Origin of the sequence: Rhizobium sp. OAE497 (assembly GCF_040546565.1) — a bacterium.
In the GTDB taxonomy this organism is placed as follows: domain Bacteria; phylum Pseudomonadota; class Alphaproteobacteria; order Rhizobiales; family Rhizobiaceae; genus Rhizobium.
Window position 1 is genome coordinate 2,222,865 of sequence record NZ_JBEPOA010000001.1, and the last position, 18,966, is coordinate 2,241,830.

The 18,966-nt window shown below is 62.6% G+C and carries 20 protein-coding genes; 6 read left to right on the top strand and 14 right to left on the bottom strand.

Going from position 1 to position 18,966, the window contains the following annotated elements; translation table 11 throughout:
- The first annotated feature begins 9 nt into the window (after positions 1-9).
- On the top strand, positions 10-525 hold the full coding sequence (locus ABIE40_RS11455) for an RNA polymerase sigma factor (protein ID WP_112715331.1): 516 nt from the start codon (positions 10-12) through the stop codon (positions 523-525).
- Entirely contained in the window at positions 522-1,304 is a 783-nt protein-coding gene (locus tag ABIE40_RS11460; RefSeq protein WP_199629135.1) for an anti-sigma factor family protein, read from the top strand. Before ABIE40_RS11455 ends, ABIE40_RS11460 begins: the two co-directional genes overlap by 4 nt.
- On the opposite strand, the gene ABIE40_RS11465 is transcribed toward ABIE40_RS11460, so the two are convergent.
- The 4 genes from ABIE40_RS11465 to ABIE40_RS11480 form a co-directional block, all read right to left on the bottom strand.
- Positions 1,301-1,672 (bottom strand): nitrile hydratase accessory protein, encoded by a 372-nt coding sequence (locus tag ABIE40_RS11465; RefSeq protein WP_199629136.1) that lies wholly within the window; start codon positions 1,670-1,672, stop codon positions 1,301-1,303. The two genes, ABIE40_RS11460 and ABIE40_RS11465, sit on opposite strands and share 4 nt — an antisense overlap.
- Positions 1,659-2,318 carry a nitrile hydratase subunit beta gene (gene nthB / locus ABIE40_RS11470; RefSeq protein ID WP_199629137.1) on the bottom strand — a complete coding sequence of 220 codons (660 nt, stop codon included), beginning with the start codon at positions 2,316-2,318 and terminating at the stop codon, positions 1,659-1,661. Before nthB ends, ABIE40_RS11465 begins: the two co-directional genes overlap by 14 nt.
- Entirely contained in the window at positions 2,315-2,983 is a 669-nt protein-coding gene (nthA, locus tag ABIE40_RS11475) for a nitrile hydratase subunit alpha (RefSeq protein WP_199629138.1), read from the bottom strand. The genes nthB and nthA overlap by 4 nt, the downstream gene beginning before the upstream one ends.
- 66 nt (positions 2,984-3,049) lie before the next feature.
- The gene (locus tag ABIE40_RS11480) at positions 3,050-3,643 is read right to left on the bottom strand and encodes a LysE family translocator (protein WP_199629139.1); all 594 of its coding nucleotides are present in this window, start codon (positions 3,641-3,643) and stop codon (positions 3,050-3,052) included.
- A gap of 163 nt (positions 3,644-3,806) precedes the next feature.
- Here ABIE40_RS11480 and ABIE40_RS11485 point away from each other — a divergent pair, with 163 nt between their 5' ends.
- A complete protein-coding gene (locus tag ABIE40_RS11485; protein ID WP_199629140.1) occupies positions 3,807-4,655 on the top strand; it encodes an aldo/keto reductase in 849 nt (282 codons plus the stop codon).
- Between the two features lie 65 nt (positions 4,656-4,720).
- Here ABIE40_RS11485 and ilvN read toward each other — a convergent pair whose 3' ends face one another.
- On the bottom strand, positions 4,721-5,293 hold the full coding sequence (gene ilvN / locus ABIE40_RS11490) for an acetolactate synthase small subunit (RefSeq protein ID WP_112715345.1): 573 nt from the start codon (positions 5,291-5,293) through the stop codon (positions 4,721-4,723).
- A gap of 22 nt (positions 5,294-5,315) precedes the next feature.
- Positions 5,316-7,112 (bottom strand): acetolactate synthase 3 large subunit, encoded by a 1,797-nt coding sequence (locus ABIE40_RS11495; RefSeq protein ID WP_112715347.1) that lies wholly within the window; start codon positions 7,110-7,112, stop codon positions 5,316-5,318.
- Positions 7,113-7,460: 348 nt separating this feature from the next.
- Here ABIE40_RS11495 and ABIE40_RS11500 point away from each other — a divergent pair, with 348 nt between their 5' ends.
- The gene (locus tag ABIE40_RS11500; RefSeq protein WP_199629141.1) at positions 7,461-9,512 is read left to right on the top strand and encodes an ATP-binding protein; all 2,052 of its coding nucleotides are present in this window, start codon (positions 7,461-7,463) and stop codon (positions 9,510-9,512) included.
- Between the two features lie 4 nt (positions 9,513-9,516).
- Here ABIE40_RS11500 and miaA read toward each other — a convergent pair whose 3' ends face one another.
- Positions 9,517-10,410, bottom strand: coding sequence for a tRNA (adenosine(37)-N6)-dimethylallyltransferase MiaA (gene miaA / locus ABIE40_RS11505; RefSeq protein ID WP_199629142.1), 894 nt, complete (start codon positions 10,408-10,410; stop codon positions 9,517-9,519).
- Here miaA and serB point away from each other — a divergent pair, their 5' ends adjacent.
- Entirely contained in the window at positions 10,411-11,301 is an 891-nt protein-coding gene (serB, locus tag ABIE40_RS11510; RefSeq protein WP_199629143.1) for a phosphoserine phosphatase SerB, read from the top strand. It begins immediately after the preceding gene.
- Positions 11,298-11,867: a GNAT family N-acetyltransferase gene (locus ABIE40_RS11515; protein WP_199629144.1), complete on the top strand. Its 570-nt coding sequence runs from the start codon at positions 11,298-11,300 to the stop codon at positions 11,865-11,867. Before serB ends, ABIE40_RS11515 begins: the two co-directional genes overlap by 4 nt.
- On the opposite strand, the gene ABIE40_RS11520 is transcribed toward ABIE40_RS11515, so the two are convergent.
- The 7 genes from ABIE40_RS11520 to ABIE40_RS11550 form a co-directional block, all read right to left on the bottom strand.
- The gene (locus ABIE40_RS11520; protein WP_199629145.1) at positions 11,857-13,515 is read right to left on the bottom strand and encodes a DegQ family serine endoprotease; all 1,659 of its coding nucleotides are present in this window, start codon (positions 13,513-13,515) and stop codon (positions 11,857-11,859) included. The two genes, ABIE40_RS11515 and ABIE40_RS11520, sit on opposite strands and share 11 nt — an antisense overlap.
- A 103-nt stretch (positions 13,516-13,618) precedes the next feature.
- Positions 13,619-13,786, bottom strand: a complete 168-nt coding sequence (locus ABIE40_RS11525; protein WP_502944786.1) for a DUF2065 family protein — start codon at positions 13,784-13,786, stop codon at positions 13,619-13,621.
- 28 nt (positions 13,787-13,814) lie between these two features.
- A complete protein-coding gene (hflC, locus tag ABIE40_RS11530) occupies positions 13,815-14,753 on the bottom strand; it encodes a protease modulator HflC (RefSeq protein WP_112715361.1) in 939 nt (312 codons plus the stop codon).
- Between the two features lie 3 nt (positions 14,754-14,756).
- Complete coding sequence (gene hflK, locus ABIE40_RS11535) at positions 14,757-15,848, bottom strand: FtsH protease activity modulator HflK (protein WP_112715363.1); 1,092 nt, start codon at positions 15,846-15,848, stop codon at positions 14,757-14,759.
- A gap of 152 nt (positions 15,849-16,000) precedes the next feature.
- A complete protein-coding gene (locus tag ABIE40_RS11540; protein ID WP_199629146.1) occupies positions 16,001-16,519 on the bottom strand; it encodes a dihydrofolate reductase in 519 nt (172 codons plus the stop codon).
- A 59-nt stretch (positions 16,520-16,578) separates the two neighbouring features.
- Entirely contained in the window at positions 16,579-17,544 is a 966-nt protein-coding gene (locus ABIE40_RS11545; protein WP_354541006.1) for a GGDEF domain-containing protein, read from the bottom strand.
- 192 nt (positions 17,545-17,736) lie between these two features.
- Positions 17,737-18,966, bottom strand: coding sequence for a methyltransferase domain-containing protein (locus tag ABIE40_RS11550; RefSeq protein ID WP_199629147.1), 1,230 nt, complete (start codon positions 18,964-18,966; stop codon positions 17,737-17,739).

An 18,966-nucleotide genomic window follows, 5' to 3' on the forward strand; every position in this document is an offset into this window, starting at 1 on the left:
TATCCGCGCGTGAAAACACCCGCACCCGAAACATTCGAGGGCCAGATCTTGGCCCTCCTCCCCTCGCTCCGGCGCTATTCGCGAAGCCTGACCCGCTCGGATGCCGAAGGCGAGGATCTGCTGCAGGACTGCGTCGAAAAGGTGCTCGCCCGCCGCTCGCAATGGCGCGGCCTGAACCTGCGCGGCTGGGCGCTGACGATCATGACCAATCTCTACCGCAATGCCCGCCGCCCCGGCCCGCGCAGCATGACCGTCGATCTCGATACGGCAGAGAATGTCGCCTCACCCGAGACGCCGTCCGATCCGCTGGAGCGCGCCCGCCTGGAAGATGCGCTGAACAGCCTATCGGAGGAAAACCGCGCGGTACTGATGCTGGTCGTCATCGAGGGCTACACCTATAGCGAGGTTGCCGCCGCCCTCGACATCCCCATCGGCACGGTGATGTCGCGCCTGTCGCGCGCCCGCCAGCGCGTTGCCGAAAGAATGAAGGCCGATAATGTGATTACGCTTCGGAGACCGAAATGAGCGAGACCAACCCGACCGTGACCGAAGCGGACCTGCATGCCTATGCCGACGGCCAGTTGGCGGAGGCCGACCGTGCCCGCATCGAGGCGTGGCTGAAGGACAATCCCGATGAGGCCGCCACTGTAACCGAATGGCAATCGCAGAGTGCCGCAATCCAGAAGATGTTCGGTCCCTATGCCGCGGCCCGCCCTGACGACGCCCGGCTCGTTACGCCTCGTAGCGCCCGCCCGTCATGGCCCCGCCGCGCCGCAATCGCCGCCTCCATCGCCGCGATCTTCGCCGCCGGTGCACTGAGCGGCCATTACGGTCCTGCCCTGTTCGAACGGCCTGAGCTGCAGCTCACGGCGTCCGAGACCCTGCCGCAACAGGCCCAGAACGCCTTCCTCGTCTATGCCAGCGAGGTCCGCCACCCCGTTGAGGTCTTTGCCAACGAGGAAGCCCATCTCGCTACCTGGCTCGGCAAGCGGCTGGCGATCCAGAACCTGAAGGTGCCCGATCTGCAGGCGCTCGGCTTCCACCTCGTCGGCGGCCGCCTGCTGCCCGTCGACGGCAAGCCCGGCGCGATGTTCATGTATGAGGATCAGGGCGGCGAGCGCCTGACGGTGCTGGTCGGCCGCAATGCCGGCAACCGCACCACGAGCTTCCGTTTCGCCTCTGCCGACAATCTGGAGACCTTCTACTGGATCGACGGCGAGCTCGGCTATGCCGTCACCGGCGAAATCTCCCGCGACCTGCTGCGACAGATCGCCGAGGAGTGCTACCGGCAGTTTCCGTCCTAGCGTTGGGGATCGTTGGCGAGCTCGATCGGTGAGCCATGCGGCGTCGCTTCGGCGGCGCGCTGCCAGCTTTCCTGCAGCGACAGGATCGTCGCGGCATCCGTCACACCCTTGCTGGCGACGATCTGCGATAAGGCAGCGACCCAGCAATCGAAATAGTCGGCACCATCGACGGCGCGTCCAGGCTTGTGCAGCTCGGCTGACAGCGTCTGCGCCCACTCGCTCCAGGCAAACAAGCCGCGCTCATGCAGATGCACGGTGATCGCGAAAGCCTCCGCCGCCCAGGGCTCCGGAAACACCGGATCGCCCTCGGCCGATTTCGGCAGCTGCGGCGAGTCCCGCAGCGGTGACACTTGATCACACTGGCTCAAGATAGCTCTCCCAGGCATCGATCGACACCGTCAGCGACGGATCGGCGCCCTCGCCCCATATCTCGCCGCCATCGAAGACGACGGTATAGACCCATTCCGGGTTCTCACCCTTTCCATGGGCGTGATCGTCGGGAAACACGAAGGATCCCTGCACGGCCTCGACGATGCCGGTCTTGGCACGCGCATAGCGCGGCAGTCGCGTATGGGTTTCCGGATTGAAGTTCCGCGTCCGCACGGCCTGCCCGACGGCAAAGCGCGCAGCCGTCTGAACCGGCCGATCACACGGCGCGCCCTTGGCCAGCACGCCAGCCACCATATCGGCCTTCAGCACCCGCTTCGGCACAGCGCCGTCATCGCGCTTGTGGCCATCGGCGATCTCCGCCTGCGTCGCGAAACCGTGGCGCTCCAGAAGCACTTCCAGCGCCCGCGTCCAGATCTCGTAATAGCTGGCCGACAGATATTGCGCCGGCGGAATGCTCTCGCGGGCGTGGCGGCTTTCATCGATCGTCCAGGCGCCGAAGGCACCGCAGGACAGCACGACGCCGAGCGCCCGCTTTTCCCATTCGGCATGAAAGTATGGCTCGTTCGGCTCCGGCGCCACCGGCCCGAACCCCATCTGCCCACCGAGATCGTGCGGGCCGTTCATGCGGCCGCTCCCGGTGCTGCGGCAATGCCGGTGCCGATCATCGCATCGCGGCTGACGAGATCGGCAAGCGCCTCTTCATCGAGGCCATCAGTGCCCACGGGGCGCTCGGGAATGACGAGATAGCGAAGCTCCGCCGTCGAATCCCACACGCGGATCTTCTTCTCCTCCGGCAGCGTCACGCCGAATTCGGCAAGCACGCCGCGCGGATCGATGACGGCGCGCGAGCGATAGGCCGGCGCCTTGTACCAGACCGGCGGCAGACCGAGCACCGACCACGGATAGCAGGAGCACAGCGTGCAGACGACGAGATTGTGGGTATCGGGCGTATTGAAGACGGCGCGCATATGCTCGCCCTGGCGGCCGGTATAGCCGAGGCTGGCGATCGCCGCCGTCGCATCTCTTTTCAGCCAGTCGGCAAAAGCCGGATCACTCCAGGCCTTGGCAACCACCCGCGCCCCGTTGCGCGGCCCGATCTTCGTCTCGTAGGTCTCGACGATGGCGTCGATCGCGGCGGGATCGATCAACCCCTTCTGCGTCAGCACCGTCTCCAGCGCCCTGACACGCGCCTGCATGTCGGTATAGCGGTTGTCGTGGTCATGATCGTGCCCGTGGTCATGATCGTGGTGGTGACCATGATGATGGTGATCGTCGTCGTGATCGTGCATGACTGTCCCCTCCGCGCTTTGCAATCCTGTTTAGGCGCTTGCCGCTCCCGCGCCAAGCCACGAAAATCACTTCAGCATCGGCCACAGGCTGAGCACCAGCAGAAGCGCCATGGTGATGTTGAACCACTTGAGCCTGTTGGGATCGGAGAGCCAGTCGCGCAGCGCCGAGCCGAACCCTGCCCAGGTCGAAACGCTCGGCACATTGACCAGCGCAAAGGCAAAGCCGACGATCAGCACGCTGATGAAATAGACGTCCGGGTTGGTATAGGTCGCCATGGCCGTCACCGCCATCACCCAGGCCTTCGGATTGATCCACTGGAAGGCCGCCGCCGACAGGAAGGACATCGGCGCCGCACTCGTCTTGCCCTCGCTCAGCGACCGCGACGAACCGATCTTCCAGGCGATCCACAGCAGATAGGCGCCACCGGCGAATTTCAGCACGGTATAGAGCAGCGGCACGGTATGCAGCAGCGCGCCGAGCCCGAGACCGACGCCCAGCAGCAGCGACAGGAAGCCCGCGCCGATTCCCAGCATATGCGGGATCGTCCGGCGGAAACCGAAATTCACGCCCGAGGTGAACAGCATCATGTTGTTCGGCCCCGGCGTGATCGACGTTGTGAAGGCAAACAGCACCAGGGCTGCGAAAGTGTCCAAAGGCATCGTCTTCTCCCAGAGCGACCGCTTGTTGCCGCGATCCGCTTATTAGGTCAGCCTAACTGTCCTATTTTTCCATCGCCAGCAGATGATTGTCACCGTGACACAATTGCTTGAAAGATGGAGTATCTGCGCAATCTCCGTCATCACAACCCGGAAAGGCAAAGCCATGCAGGAAGACCCGATCCCGACCATCACCTTCCCCAACGGCATCGAAGTGCCCGCGCTCGGTCAGGGCACCTGGAACATGGGCGAACGGGGCACCGAATCCGAACGCGAGATATCGAGCCTGAAGGCCGGGATCGATCTCGGCATGACGCTGATCGACACCGCCGAAATGTACGGCGAAGGCGGTGCCGAGCGCATCGTCGGCCGCGCCATCAAGGGCCAGCGCGACAAGGTGTTCATCACCAGCAAGGTCTATCCCCACAATGCCAGCCGCACCGGCACGATCGAGGCCTGCAACCGCAGCCTCTCGCGCCTCGGCATCGATCGCATCGACCTCTATCTCCTCCACTGGCGCGGCGAGCACGCGCTGGAAGAGACGGTCGAGGCGTTCGAGGACCTGGAGGACGCCGGCAAGATCGGCGCCTGGGGCGTTTCGAATTTCGACACCGCCGACATGGAGGAGCTGTTCTCCGTGCCCGGCGGGCGCAAATGCGCCGCCAATCAGGTGCTCTACAATCTCGCCCGCCGCGGCATCGAATACGATCTGCTGCCCTGGTGCCAGAAATACGGCGTGCCGGTCATGGCCTATTCGCCGATCGAACAGGGCCGTATCCTGCACAAGCCCGAACTGATCCGCATCGCCAAGGCCAATCAGGCGACCCCGGCGCAGGTGGCGCTCGCCTTCCTGCTCGAACGCGACGGCGTCATCCCCATCCCGAAGACCTCGTCCGCAGCGCGCACGAGCGAAAACCGCGAAAGCGTCTCCCTCGATCTCAGCGACGAGGACTGGTCCGCCCTCGACGCCGCCTTCCCGCCACCGGCGCGGAAATCCTCGCTGGAGATGTTGTGACACAAAATGAAAACGCCCGGGCTTCAAACCCGGGCGCTCGCTGAATTCCGTAATCGGCGTTGGGCTTACATGCCCTGCGCGCCGCGGTTCATCGCCGCGATACCCGTGCGGCAGACTTCGATGAGGCCGAGCGGCTTCATGACCGAGACGAACTGGTCGATCTTCGAGGACTTGCCGGTAATTTCCAGGATGAAGTGATCGACGGTGGCATCGACCACCTTGGCGTGGAATGCATCGGCAAGGCGCAGCGTCTCGGCGCGGGCATCGCCCTCGCCGACTACCTTGATCAGCGCGACTTCACGCTCGATCGGCCGGTCCTGGCCGAGCTCGCGGGCACGCACCGTCAGATCGACGACGCGGTGAACCGGAACGATGCGTTCCAGCTGCGCCTTGATCTGCTCGAGAACCTGCGGCGTGCCGCGGGTGACGACGGTGATGCGCGACAGATGCGCCTGATGCTCGGTCTCGGAAACGGTCAGGCTTTCGATGTTGTAGCCGCGGCCGGAGAACAGGCCGATGACGCGGGCGAGAACGCCCGGTTCGTTATCGACCAGTACCGAGAGCGTATGGCTCTCGGCGGCAGCCGTTTCGGGGGAGATGAAGTAGGCGGAACCGGTGGGTTGAAGGTGTGCGTTCATGGTCTTGTTTCCTCTACTTCGATCAGACGAGCTGACGGCCCTTGGCGTCGATGGCGTTGGCAACGGCCTCGTCAGTCGCTTCATCAGGCAGCAGCATCTCGTTATGTGCCTTGCCCGACGGGATCATCGGGAAGCAGTTGGCGAGATTGGCAACGCGGCAATCGAAGATGACCGGCTTCTTGACGTCGATCATCTCCTGGATGGTCGCATCGAGATCCTCGGGCTTTTCGCAACGCAGGCCAACGGCGCCATAGGCCTCGGCGAGCTTGACGAAATCAGGCATCGCTTCGGTATAGGAGTTCGACAGGCGGTTGCCGTGCAAGAGCTGCTGCCACTGGCGCACCATGCCCATGTACTGGTTGTTCATGATGAAGATCTTGATCGGCGCGTCATACTGGATCGCCGCCGACATTTCCTGGATGCACATCTGGATCGAGGCATCGCCGGCAATGTCGATAACCAGGCTTTCCGGATGGGCGATCTGGACGCCGAGCGCTGCCGGCAGGCCGTAGCCCATGGTGCCCAGGCCACCCGAGGTCATCCAGCGGTTCGGCTTCTCGAAGCCGTAGAACTGCGCGGCCCACATCTGGTGCTGACCGACTTCGGTCGTGATGTAGGTGTCGCGATCCTTGGTCAGTTCATAGAGACGCTCCAGCGCATATTGCGGCATGATGACGTCGTTGTTCTTCGTGTAGGCGAAGGAGTTGCGGGCGCGCCAGCGGGCGATATCGGCCCACCAGTCCGCCGTCTGGGTCTTCGCCGGCTTGTTCGGCAGAGCCCGCCACAGGCGAACCATATCCTCAAGGATATTGCCGACGTCGCCGCGGATCGGAATGTCGGCGCGGACGTTCTTGTTGATCGACGACGGATCGATGTCGATATGGATCTTCTTCGAGTTCGGCGAGAAGGCGTTGATGCGGCCGGTGATACGGTCATCGAAACGAGCGCCGATGCAGACCATGACGTCGCAATCATGCATCGCCATGTTGGCTTCGTAGGAGCCGTGCATGCCGAGCATCTTCAGCCAGTTCTTGCCGGATGCCGGATAGGCGCCGAGACCCATCAGCGTCGAGGTGATCGGGAAATCGGTGAGCTCGACCAGCTCGCGCAGCAGCTTGGAGGCTTCCGGGCCGGAATTGATGACGCCGCCGCCGCTGTAGATGATCGGACGGCGCGCCGTCGCCATCAGCTCGATCGCTGCCTGGATCTGGCTCAGATCGCCCTGGACCTTCGGCTGGTAGCTCTTCTGGATGACATGGGCGGACGGCGGCGTGTAGGTGCCGGTCGCGAACTGGATGTCCTTCGGAATATCCACCAGAACCGGACCCGGACGGCCGGACTGCGCGATACGGAAGGCTTCATGGATGATGGCCGCCAGCTGGTTGACGTCCTTGACCAGCCAGTTGTGCTTGGTGCACGGCCGGGTGATGCCGACGGTATCGGCCTCCTGGAAGGCGTCGGAGCCGATCAGCGAGGTCGGAACCTGACCGCTGAGGCAGACGAGCGGGACGGAATCCATCAGAGCGTCCTGCAGCGGCGTGACGGCATTGGTCGCGCCCGGACCGGAGGTGACCAGCATGACGCCAACCTTGCCGGTGGAGCGGGCATAGCCTTCGGCCGCGTGGCCGGCGCCCTGCTCGTGGCGGACGAGAATGTGCTTGATCTCGTCCTGCTGGAAGATCTCGTCATAGATCGGAAGCACGGCACCACCCGGATATCCGAAGATATGCTCGACGCCGTTGTCCTTCAGCGCCCGGAGAACGATCTCCGCTCCCGTCATCCGATTGCTATCTGCCGTCTGATTGTCCGTGCCCGTCATTTCTCTGTTCCGTTCTGACTGCTGGGATTTAAGTTTTGTGGTCGGCAAGCCTGAATTTCAGGCATAAAAAAAGGCCCCTGAGGGAGCCTGTCATCTAGCGCATGGGTGGCTATCGCCGGATGGTTACACCATCCTGCCCATGCGCTTTCCCACCACAATAAGAGCTGCTGCGATTTTCATGGGCGCAAGTGATAGACAGAAAATTTCGCAGCGTCAACGCTTGCCGAAATAAAAAAACGACGCGTCCGGCAGCGCCATCTACAGGTTCTTACCCTCCAGAATTAAGGGCCGGAACCATTTATTAAAAGATAAGTCATATCTTGGATCGCTAACGCAGGGAGTAGGCCGTTGCTCAACAACGACTTGCAGACGTCAGGGAAAGCCGGCGAGCATGACCGCCGCGATAGCCAGGCGCGGGGTAACCGCTTTCTGGGCCGTGTCGTCGCATGCAGCGGTTCCCGCACGACGATCGCCGCAATCGCCGAAGGCGGCGGCACCGATCTCACCGAACTCTGGTCCGTCGGACGGCTGATTTCGATCAGCGTCGGGCGCAACCGCGTCGTCGCCCTCGTCTATCAGATGAACACCGGCTCCCACATGTGGGGCGAAGGTGAAGACAACGGCTTCAGCATCGAGGCCGAGCTCCTCGGCGAAGTCCGCGTCGATGAAGACGGCCGCGAGGAATTCTCGACCGGCATCTCGCGCTATCCCTATCTCGGCGCCATCGCCCACCGGATCCGCTCTGCCGACCTGATGCGCATCTATGATGCCGGTGCTGGCGCGACCGCCGTGATCGGCAACCTCACCCAGGACGAAAGCATCGACGCGGCGATTCACGTGCCCTCGATGCTGTCGAAGCATTTCGCCATCGTCGGCTCGACCGGCGTCGGCAAGTCGACGGCGGTGTCGCTGCTGTTGCACAAGGCGATCGAGGCCGATCCGAAGCTGCGCGTGCTGATCCTCGATCCGCATAACGAATTTGCCGCGGCCTTCCCCAAGCATTCGGTCGTCATCGACACCGACACGCTTGACCTGCCCTTCTGGCTGATGCGGCTTGAGGAATTCGCCGAAGTGGTCTTCCGCGGTCGCCCGCCGGTGCCGGAAGAGCTCGACATGCTGCGCGACATCATGCCGGAGGCCAAGCGCGCCTTCCGCGGCAGCGACAGCTCGCTGGTGCGCCGCACGACGGAGAAAAGCTCGATCACCGCCGATACGCCAGTGCCCTATCGCATGGCCGATCTCCTGGCACTGATCGACGAGCGCATCGGCCGCCTCGAAGGCCGCGCCGAAAAGCCGTTCCTGCGATCGCTGAAGATGCGCATCATCGCCGCCATCAACGACCCGCGCTACCACTTCATGTTCTCCAACAACACGATCTCCGACACGATTGTCGAGACCGTGGCGCAGATCTTCCGCATCCCCGGCGAAGGCCGCCCGATCTGCACCTTCCAGCTCTCCGGCATCCCATCGGAAGTCGTCAACTCCGTCGCGTCCGTACTCTGCCGCATGGCCTTCGAAATCGGCCTCTGGAGCGAAGGCGCGATCCATATGCTGGTCGTCTGCGAAGAGGCGCACCGCTACATTCCGGCCGACCCGACGCTCGGCTTCGTACCGACCCGCCAGGCGATCGCCCGCATCGCCAAGGAAGGCCGCAAATACGGCGTCTCGCTCGGCATCATCACCCAGCGCCCGGGCGAACTCGACCAGACGATCCTGTCGCAGTGCTCGACGCTGTTTGCCATGCGTCTGTCCAACGACCGCGACCAGGAAATCATCCGCTCGGCGATCCCGAATTCGTCGATCTCGACGACCAGTTTCATCTCCTCGATCGGCAACGGCGAAGCGATCGCCTTCGGTGAGGCGATCAGCGTTCCCATGCGCATGCGCTTCTCGCGCGTTGCGCAGAACCTGCTGCCGAAAGCCCATGGCGCAACGGCAAAGCAGTCCGAGGAAGATCCCGATACCGTCGATCTGCGCAAGATCGTCACCCGCATGCGCGCCGTCAGCGGCGCCGCCGGCCCGGACATTTCGAATTTCCAGAACAGCTACAACGCCTCGGTCCAGAGCGACATGCTGTTCGACGACGAGGAGCCGCCGGAAGGCCAGGCCTATCCGCTGCCGGCCGCAGCCACGCCGTCGATGTCACTGAACGAGCCCTACCGCCCGGACATGCTGCCGCGCAGCTACGCGCCGCAGGATCCGCAGCCGGCAGCCGCCGGATCGATCGACAGCCGCCTCGAGGCGCTGCGCCGTGAAATGCGCCGCGAGGAAGCCGGCCAGCCCCGCTCCTTCGGCAATCAGGAACCCGCACCGACAGTCCAGCGCCGCGAACCCGGCACCTCGTCATTGCGCGAAAGCATCCTCAGGAAGCCGCTGAGCAGCCTTTACAACAAGGATTGATGCCTCAAGGCTCCAGCCGTTCCCAGCTCTCGTCCATCTGATTGCGGAACCAGGTCATCTGGCGCTTGGCATATTGGCGTGTCGCCGCCGAACCCTTTTCGATCACCTCGCCACGGGACATTTCTCCGCGCAGCATCGCCGCGATCTGTGAGACGCCGATCGCCTTCATGACCGGCATCTCGGCCGGGAGATCAAGCTTCAGCAAAGCCTTGACCTCATCCTCAGCCCCCTGTTCGAGCATCTTCTCGAAGCGGCCATTGATGCGCTGATGCAGCACCGCGCGATCGGGCAGAACGACGATTTTCCGCGCTTGGTCGGGATCGACGATGACCGGCCCCGCCTGCCCCTGAAACGCAGCGATCGAACGGCCTGTCGCTTCGATGACCTCGAGCGCCCGGACGATCCTCTGACCGTCGACCGGGTTGAGACTGCCCGCCACAGCCGGATCCTTCTCCTGCAGAGCCGCATGGAGCGGCGCAGGTCCTTCATCGATCAGCTGCTGGCGTAATCTCGTCCGGATCGGCTCGGGGATCTCCGGCATGTCGGATAGGCCGCCGGTCAGCGCCTTGAAATACAGGCCGGTGCCGCCGATGAAGACCGGCAGCTGCCCCTTGCGCGCAAGCTCCGGGAGGAGCGCGGTGACATCGCGCAGCCAGGCACCCGTCGAATAGGCGCTCCCCGCCGGGACATGCCCGTACAGATGGTGCGCCACCCCCTCCATATCCTCTTCGGACGGACGAGCCGTCAGCACCCGCAGCGTGTCGTAAACCTGCATGCTATCGGCATTGATGACGGCGCCGCCATGCTGCTTTGCCAGTTTCACGGCCAGCGCGGACTTGCCGCTTGCGGTCGGCCCCGTTATCAGGATCGCACCTGTTGTGCTCAGAAGGTTTTCCATATGGCTCTCGTTGCCACGCTTGTTGCCAATCCGTCAAACCCCGTTCTGTCTCCGGCGCTTGCCGAGAAGGCGCATGACAGCGTCAAAGCCTCCGGTCTCTACTGGTTGGCGGATGGCATCGCCTGCGATATCGCCCTTCGCGACGGCACGGATGCCGCAGAAGCCGAAGCTGCAATTCTTTCGGTCCTCGCCGGCCAGCCCGTGGACGTGGTGGTTCAGAACGCCGAGACGCGCCGCAAGAAGCTGCTGATCGCCGACATGGATTCGACGATGATCGGCCAGGAATGCATCGACGAGCTCGCCGCCGAAGTCGGCCTCAAGGATAAGGTGGCAACGATCACCGCCCGCGCCATGAACGGCGAGATCGCCTTCGAACCGGCGCTGCGCGAACGCGTCGCGCTGCTGAAGGGCCTGCCCATTTCCGTCGTCGACGAAGTCATCGCCAAGCGCATCACGCTGACGCCGGGCGGCCCGGAACTGATCGCCACGATGAAGGCGAAGGGCTATTACACCGCCCTCGTCTCCGGCGGTTTTACAGTGTTTACGAGCCGCATCGGCGCCACGCTCGGCTTCGACGAAAACCGCGCCAACCTGCTGCTCGACGAGAACGGCACCCTGTCCGGCTTTGTCGCCGAACCAATCCTCGGCAAGCAGGCCAAGGTCGATGCGCTGATCGATATCTCGGAGAAACTCGGTATCATCCCTGAGGACGCCATCGCCGTCGGCGACGGCGCCAATGACCTCGGCATGCTGCATCTCGCGGGATCCGGCGTTGCCCTGCACGCCAAGCCGGCCGTCGCCGCCGAAGCGAAGATGCGCATCAACCACGGCGACCTGACCGCGCTTCTCTACATCCAGGGTTACCGCAAGACGGATTTCGTGACGCCATGACCGAGACGATCCTCACGACCAGCAGGCTCATCATCCGCAACTGGCGCGAGGAGGACCGCGATCTCTTCCACGAGATCAATTCCGACCCCGATGTCATGGAGTTTTTCCCGCGGCGGCGCAACCGCCAGGAATCGGACGAGCTCTTCGATTACCTCCGCAAGCTGATCGCCGACACCGGCCTCGGCTTCTACGCCCTGGAACACACGGAGACCGGCGACACGCTCGGCTTCTGCGGCATCATGCGAACTTCGCACGAACCGGCAATCCCCGACGGCACCGTGGAGATCGGCTGGCGGCTCGCCAAACGCCATTGGGGTGCGGGCTATGTCAGCGAAGCCGCAACCGCGCTGCTACAGCACGGCTTCGACAACCACGGGCTCAAGGAAATCGTCGCCTTCACTGTCCCCCAGAACCGCCGCTCACGCGCCGTCATGGAACGCATCGGCATGACGCATCATGAAGATCGCGACTTCGACCACCCGAAGGTCCCGGCCACCACCCCGGACTTCATCCGCCACGTCCTCTATGCGATCAGCGCGCCAAGCGCCGCTGACCCTATTCCATAGGCACTGCGATGAAGCGCAGGTCGCCATTGGCGGCGGCGATCATCATCTGGGCGTTGCGGCGCCCTTCCTGCTTCAGCGACTGAACCTTGGCGGCAACCGCATCCGGCGACTTCATGAATTCCTGCGCCACCTCGACGATAACGTCGCCGGGCTTCAGGCCCTTTTCGGCCGCAGCCGAGCCGGGCGTCACTTCCGTCACGACGACGCCGTCGACGCTTTCGGCGATGTTGAAGGTCTTGCGGATATCCGGGTTGAGCAACGATAGCGACAGACCCAGCACATTCTTCGGCGTCGCCGCGTCGGGCGCGACCTGACCTTGCTGGTCGGTCTGGCCCTGGCCCTTGTTCTCCGGCCCTTTGTTCTCGGGCGTCTTGTTTTCCGTGCCCTTGTTGTCGGGTGACGGCTGAGCCTGATCGCTGTCGGGCTCGTCCATATCGTCGTTCTCGCCGGGATCCGGATTGATGACGCCGCCATTCTGCGAACCGTCATCGCTGTTTGCCGCAGCCTGGTCGCTGTCTTCGAGACGGCCGAGCGTCACCTTGACGGTCTGCTCCTTGCCGTCGCGCAGCACAACGACGTCGACTTCCTTGCCGACGGGGCTTTCGGCGACAACGCGCGGCAGATCGCGCATCTCGTTGACGGCCTTGCCGTCGAATTTCAGGATGACGTCGCCGGCCTTGATCGAACCGTTGTCGACGGGGCCGCCCTTGATGACGCCGGCGACCAGCGCGCCCTTGGCGGCATCGAGGCCGAGGCTGTCGGCGACATCGTCGGTCACCGGCTGGATGCGCACGCCGAGCCAGCCGCGGCGCGTCTCGCCATATTCGCGAAGCTGCGCCACGACACCCGAAGCGAGTTCCGACGGCACCGAGAAGCCGATGCCGATCGAACCGCCGCTCGGCGAAATGATCGCCGTGTTAATGCCGATGACCTCGCCCTTCATGTTGAAGAGCGGACCGCCGGAATTGCCCTTGTTGATCGCTGCATCCGTCTGGATGAAGTTGTCATAGGGACCGGCATTGATGTTACGGCCGCGGCCGGAAATGATGCCGACAGTGACGGAGCCGCCGAAGCCGAACGGATTGCCGATTGCCATCACCCAGTCGCCGATGCGCATGCCGCTGGAATCGCCGAACTTCACCGCCTTCAGCGGCGTCTTCGGCTCGACCTTGAGAACCGACAGGTCGGTCTTGGTATCGGTACCGATCAACTTGGCCTTCAGCTTCGAGCCATTGGCGAAATTGACCTCGATATCGTCGGCGCCTTCGATGACGTGGTTGTTGGTGACGATGTAGCCCGCGGGGTCGATGACGAAGCCCGAACCGAGCGAGCTGACATTGTGGTTGCCGCCGCCCTTGCCGCCCTGCTGCTTGTTGAAGAAGTCGTTGAAGAATTCCTGGAAGGGCGATCCGTCGGGCGCACGCGGCGCCGGACCGGCGCCCTCGTCGTCCTTGACGTTCTGCGATGTCGAGATGTTCACGACTGCGTCGAGAAGACCTTCAGCGAGATCGGCGACGGAAGCCGGACCGTTTGTCGGCGGCACTCCCTGGGCGGCTGCGGTGCCGGCAAGACCGATATTGGCAAGAAGGGCTGCGCCGGCCAGGAGAGCGAGCGATCGTCTGAAGGTCGGGCGTGTCGTGGGGGCCATCAAGCTTCCTCATGTCAGGTCAAAGCGGCAGTCTGACCACCAACATAGGGCGGAATGATGGAGCGTGAAATCACCTTTTCGCGAAATCCCGTGCAATCTCAACTCAGCCTCTGAGAAGCCGGACAAAGGCAATGCTGGGACCGACAGCGGCCAGTCCGAAAGCGCGAATCTGTTGCTCCGCAACCGACTGCAAAAGCCTTGCCATCTGCACAAAAAAACGAGGGGCCGGTGCATAGACCAGCCCCTCGATCATGAGAAAGAATGCAGGCACCGTCAGGAAATCCTGCAGTCTTCTGTTGTCAGTTTGCCGGTGCGGCGGGTGCAGCCGGCGCCGGAGCAGCCGGCGGTGCCGCAGGCGTGCCGGTGGCGTTGTCGAAGTAGCGGAAGAACTCCGAGTTCGGCGACAGCACCAGTGTCGTATCCTGCGACGAGAGCGACGAGGAATAGGCAGACATCGAGCGATAGAACTCGAAGAACGACGGGTCCTTGCCGAACGACTCGGCGAAGATCCGGTTCCGGTCTGCATCGCCCTGACCGCGCAGGATTTCGGAATCACGCTGCGCTTCCGCGGTGATCTCGACGACCTGACGGTCGGCGACGGCGCGGCGGCGCTGGCCTTCTTCGTTACCCGAAGCACGGATCCGTTCGGCTTCCGCCAGACGCTCCGAACGCATCGCGTTATAGGTGTTCGGCGCGACCTCTGGCGAGAGGTCGGTACGGCGGATACGGACATCGTCGATGTTCAAACCGAGGTTTTCGGCATCGATACGAAGGTCGTCGCGGATCTCAAGCATCATCGCAACGCGCTCTTCGGAAAGAGCGGCATTATAGTCGCGCAGACCATAGACCCGGCGCAGCGACGAATCGAGCTGGGCGCGAAGGCGTGCCTCGGCAGCCTCGCGGTCGCCCGACACCGTTTCGCGGAAGCGGCGGACATCGGCGATGTTGTAGATCACGAAGGCGTCGACATCGAAGGTCTGGCCATCCTGAACCTGTACGCGGATATTATCGAGATCGAGGCGAAGCGCCTGCTTCTCGACATACTGCACGCGATCCGCATCCATGAAGGCGAACGGCAGCTTGAAATACAGGCCCGGCTCGGTCTTGACCGACTGGATTTGACCGAAACGGACGACGATCGCCTGTTCGCGGGCATTGACCACGAAAACAGACGAATAGACGACGAAGAGAACGACCGCGAGTGCGATCAGCACGGCAGGAAGCTTATTGGATGTCATGGCTCAACCTCCCTGCTGTGCCGGTTTGCCGATCTCGTTGAGCGGCAGATAGGGTACGACCCCCTGCTTCTCGTCGATGATGACCTTTTTCGAATTCTTCAGCACCTGTTCCATCGTTTCAAGGAACAGACGCTTGCGCGTCACGTCAGGAGCCTTTGCATACTCGTCATTGATCGATGCGAAGCGCTGCGCCTCACCTTCCGCTTCCTTGACGACACGGTCCTTGTAGGCGGCGGCGTCTTCGCGGATCTGAGCCGCCTCGCCTCGCGCCTGGCCGAGCCGCTGGTTGGTATAGCGGTTTGCCTCTTCGATCGTGCTGTCGCGGTCGCGGCCTGCACGCTGCACTTCTTCGAAGGCATCGGAGACTTCACGCGGCGGAGCCACGTTCTGGATCGTCACGCCGGTAACGGTGATACCCGCCTTGTAGCGGTCCATCGTCCCCTGAACGATATTGAGAACGTCCGTCTCGATCGGCTGACGATTGCTGCGGAACGCGTCCTGTGCCGGACGGCGGCCGACGATCTCGCGCATCGCGCTGTCGGAAACCTGCTGCAGCGTTTCCGCCGGGTTCTCGACATTGAAGAGATAGGCCTTCGGATCGCTGACGGTGAAGAACACCGCGAACTGAACGTTGATGACGCTGCGGTCACCCGAGAGCATCAGGCCGCTCGAAGACGACGACGACGTTGCGCCGATATTCTGCTGCTGCACCGTGACCTTGACCGTTTCGACCGTCTCAAGCGGCCAGAAATGGAAATGCAGGCCCGGCATCGACACTTCCTGCTTCGGCTGGCCGAAGCGCAGTTCCACACCACGCTCGTCCGGCTGGACGATGTAGATGCACTGGAAAAGCCAGAAGGCCGCGAGAATCGCGACGATGATCAGCGCCACGCCGCCATTGAAGCCACCAGGCACCATGCGTCCCAGCTGGTCCTGACCACGGCGAATGATGTCTTCGAGATCGGGCGGACCACCCTTGCCCCCGCCGCCGCCTTTCGGACGGTTCGGGCCCTGCCCCCATGGTCCCTGATTGTTATTGTTACCGCCGCCGCCGCCCCATGGGCCGCCGCCGCCATTCTGATTGCTCCAGGGCATCAAAACCTCTTTGTTCGTTGAACTCCCGATCGCATAATGCCCGCGGGGGCGGCAGACGGTAAGCGATTGTGACCGTTATAGGTATCGCTGACCCTGCTTTCAACGCGACATGAAGGACTTGGTGTTCTTTCTTGGAAAATAATTCGTTATCTTCAGCTGCGGCGCTCGTAGACGACGTAGCGCGTCGGATAATTGTCCTTCTCGCCGGCGGGCACGTCGAGCGTCTCGACCGGCTTCCAGCGCGCGGCGTCGATCGCCGGAAAAGCCGTATCGCCCTCCACATGCGTCTCGACATGGGTAACGCACATGCGGTCGACCAAATCGATCGCCTGCGCATAGATCTGACCACCACCGGCAATGATGATCTCGCCGATCCCCTGCTCAGCCGCAATCGCCTCGGCCTTGCCGATCGCCTCGGCCAGCGAATGCGCCATCGTCACATCGGGATGATCGATCGCGGCGTGCCGCGAGATCACCACATGCGGGCGCCCCGGCAACGGCTTGCCGCCGATCGATTCGTAGGTCTTGCGGCCCATCACCAACGGCTTGCCCGCGGTTATTGCCTTGAAGCGCTTGAGATCGGTCGAGAGGCGCCAGGGCATATCGCCGTCCCGGCCGATGATGCCGTTCTCAGATACAGCCACAACGATCGTCTTGATGATACCGGACATGAGACCCGCCTCCGCATTCGATGCCAGAGCGGACACCTACCTGTTAATACAGGGGAAAGCTAGCCAACTGCGCGCCCGGCAGCCGCCTGCTGCGCGTCCGGATTGCCGAGCCAGATGACGGCAACGCGCTCACCGGTCTGCTTGGCGAGATACATGTAATTGTCGGCGCGCTTGACGAAGGACGCCGCGGTATCCCACGGCTCGAGCAGCGCCACACCGACAGCGGCACCCACCTCGGTGATCGCCCCATCGATGGCGATCGGCTTGAAGATGCGCTCCGCAGCGTCCGTCACCGTATTCCTGACATCGTGGATCAGCACCGGATCCACCTCGATCAGCACCACGAATTCATCGCCGCCGATCCGGGCGATGAAATCATTGGCGCGAAAACTCTCGCGAAAACGGCTGGCAAGCGTGCGGATCACCTCGTCACCGGCACCGTGCCCCAGCCGGTCGTTGACCGCCTTGAAGCCGTTGAGATCGATGAATGCCAGCGCCATCGACTTTTCCGCCGCCCGCGCCGCTTCGATCTGCTCGGCCAGGGTCTCGTCGAAACAGGCCCGGTTCGGCAGGCCGGAGAGTGCATCCGTGCGTGCCGAAGCGCGCAGCGCCAGCTCGATCTCACGCTGATGGCGCACGCGCGCCGAAACATCCATGATCACTTCGACGTCGAAGGAAACACCGCCGACAATGGTGCGCTGCGCCGAAATCAGCGTCGGAATGATCGTCCCGTCGGCATGGCGGATATCGACCTCTTCAAGCACATAAGCACCATCCTCAGCCAGCATCCGGTGCCGGCGGTCGCGCGCCGGATTGTCGATCGCCGCCCCCTCGGACGTCAGTTTCTTGCCGCTGATATCTTCCCATTTCAGACCGGTCAGCTTCAGATAGGCGTCATTGACCTTCGCATAGCTCGACGTCTTCGTGTCGCTGGTGGTGATCGCCATGGCGATCGGCGCAAACTCGAACATGCGCATCAGCATCGACGACAGTACATCTGGGGGAAGAAGGTCAGTATCGTCCATTGCGGTCCCGGGAGCATTATCTGCGCGGGAGAAAATAACCGAGAGCTATTAAGATCTTACTGATGAAACCTGGTACATTTTCAGACATTGCCGGACAAAGACGTTTTCAATCGTCTCCCGGTCCGGCGCTTTGCTGAAATTGCGAAGCGGTCAAACAGCGATCGGCGAGACGCGAAGGCCTCGCCTATGTCGCTAAAGGATCCGCAACGTCGGAATGGCGGTGACGAAACGCCCGCCCCAATCCGCAATATACTTGCAGGATTCGACGATCTCCGCCGTCAGATTCCACGGCAGGATCACCACGTAGTCGGGCTTTGCGCGCTCCAGCTCGCTCGGCGCATAGACAGGAATGTGGCTGCCGGGCAAAAGCTTGCCCTGCTTCACGGTGCTTCGATCGACGACAAAGCTGATATCATCACGGGTGACACCACAGACATTCAGGAAGGTGTTGCCCTTCGCAGCGGCGCCATAGGCCGCAACGACCTTGCCCTCGTCTCGCGCCTGGCGCAGAAAATCGCGAAACGCGTCGCATACCGCCGCGATCCTGGTGCCGAACTCGCGGTAAGTCCGCATGTCCTTCAGGCCAAACCGCTCCTCCTCCTCACGCATGGCAAGAAGGCGCTCGGTCGGCACGCGCACTCCATCATTGCGCTGAGCATAGACGCGCAGCGAACCGCCATGTGTCGAAAGCTCCTCCACATCAAAGACCTTCAGGCCGCAGGCCTCAAAAATCCTCTCGGCAGCGAGCAGGGAGATATAGGAATAGTGCTCGTGATAGATCGTATCGAACTGCAGGCCCTCGATCATCCGCAGAAGATGGGGGAATTCGAAGGTTGCAACGCCCTCCGGCTTGAGAACGATCTGAAAACCGCGGACGAAATCGGCGATATCCGGCACATGGGCCAGCACGTTGTTGGCCGCCGTCAGGTCTGCACGAATGCCACTCTCGACGATCGCCTTCGCCGTATCGCTTCCGAAGAACGCCACCTTCGTCGGCACGCCTCGCCCCTCGGCAACTTCGGCCGCATTGGCAGCCGGCTCGACGCCCAGCACCTTGACACCCGCTGCCGCAAAATACTGCAGCAAATAGCCGTCATTGGATGCGACTTCGATCACGGTCGACTGATCGCCGAGGCCGAAGCGCTCCGTCATCAACTGCGTGTAACGCTTTGCATGATCCAGCCAGCTGGTCGAAAACGACGAGAAATAGGCATACTCAGCATTGAAGATTTCGCCCGGCGGCACGGTCTCGGTGGTCTGCACAAGAAAGCACTCGGAGCAAACCATGACCTTCAGCGGAAACGAGCGCTCGGTCTCAATCGCCGCCTCATTGGGCAGGAAGGAATTCGACCATGGCGTGGCGCCAAGATCGGCAACAACATTGGTCAACGGCGTTGAGCAGAAGCGGCAGGCATGAACCAT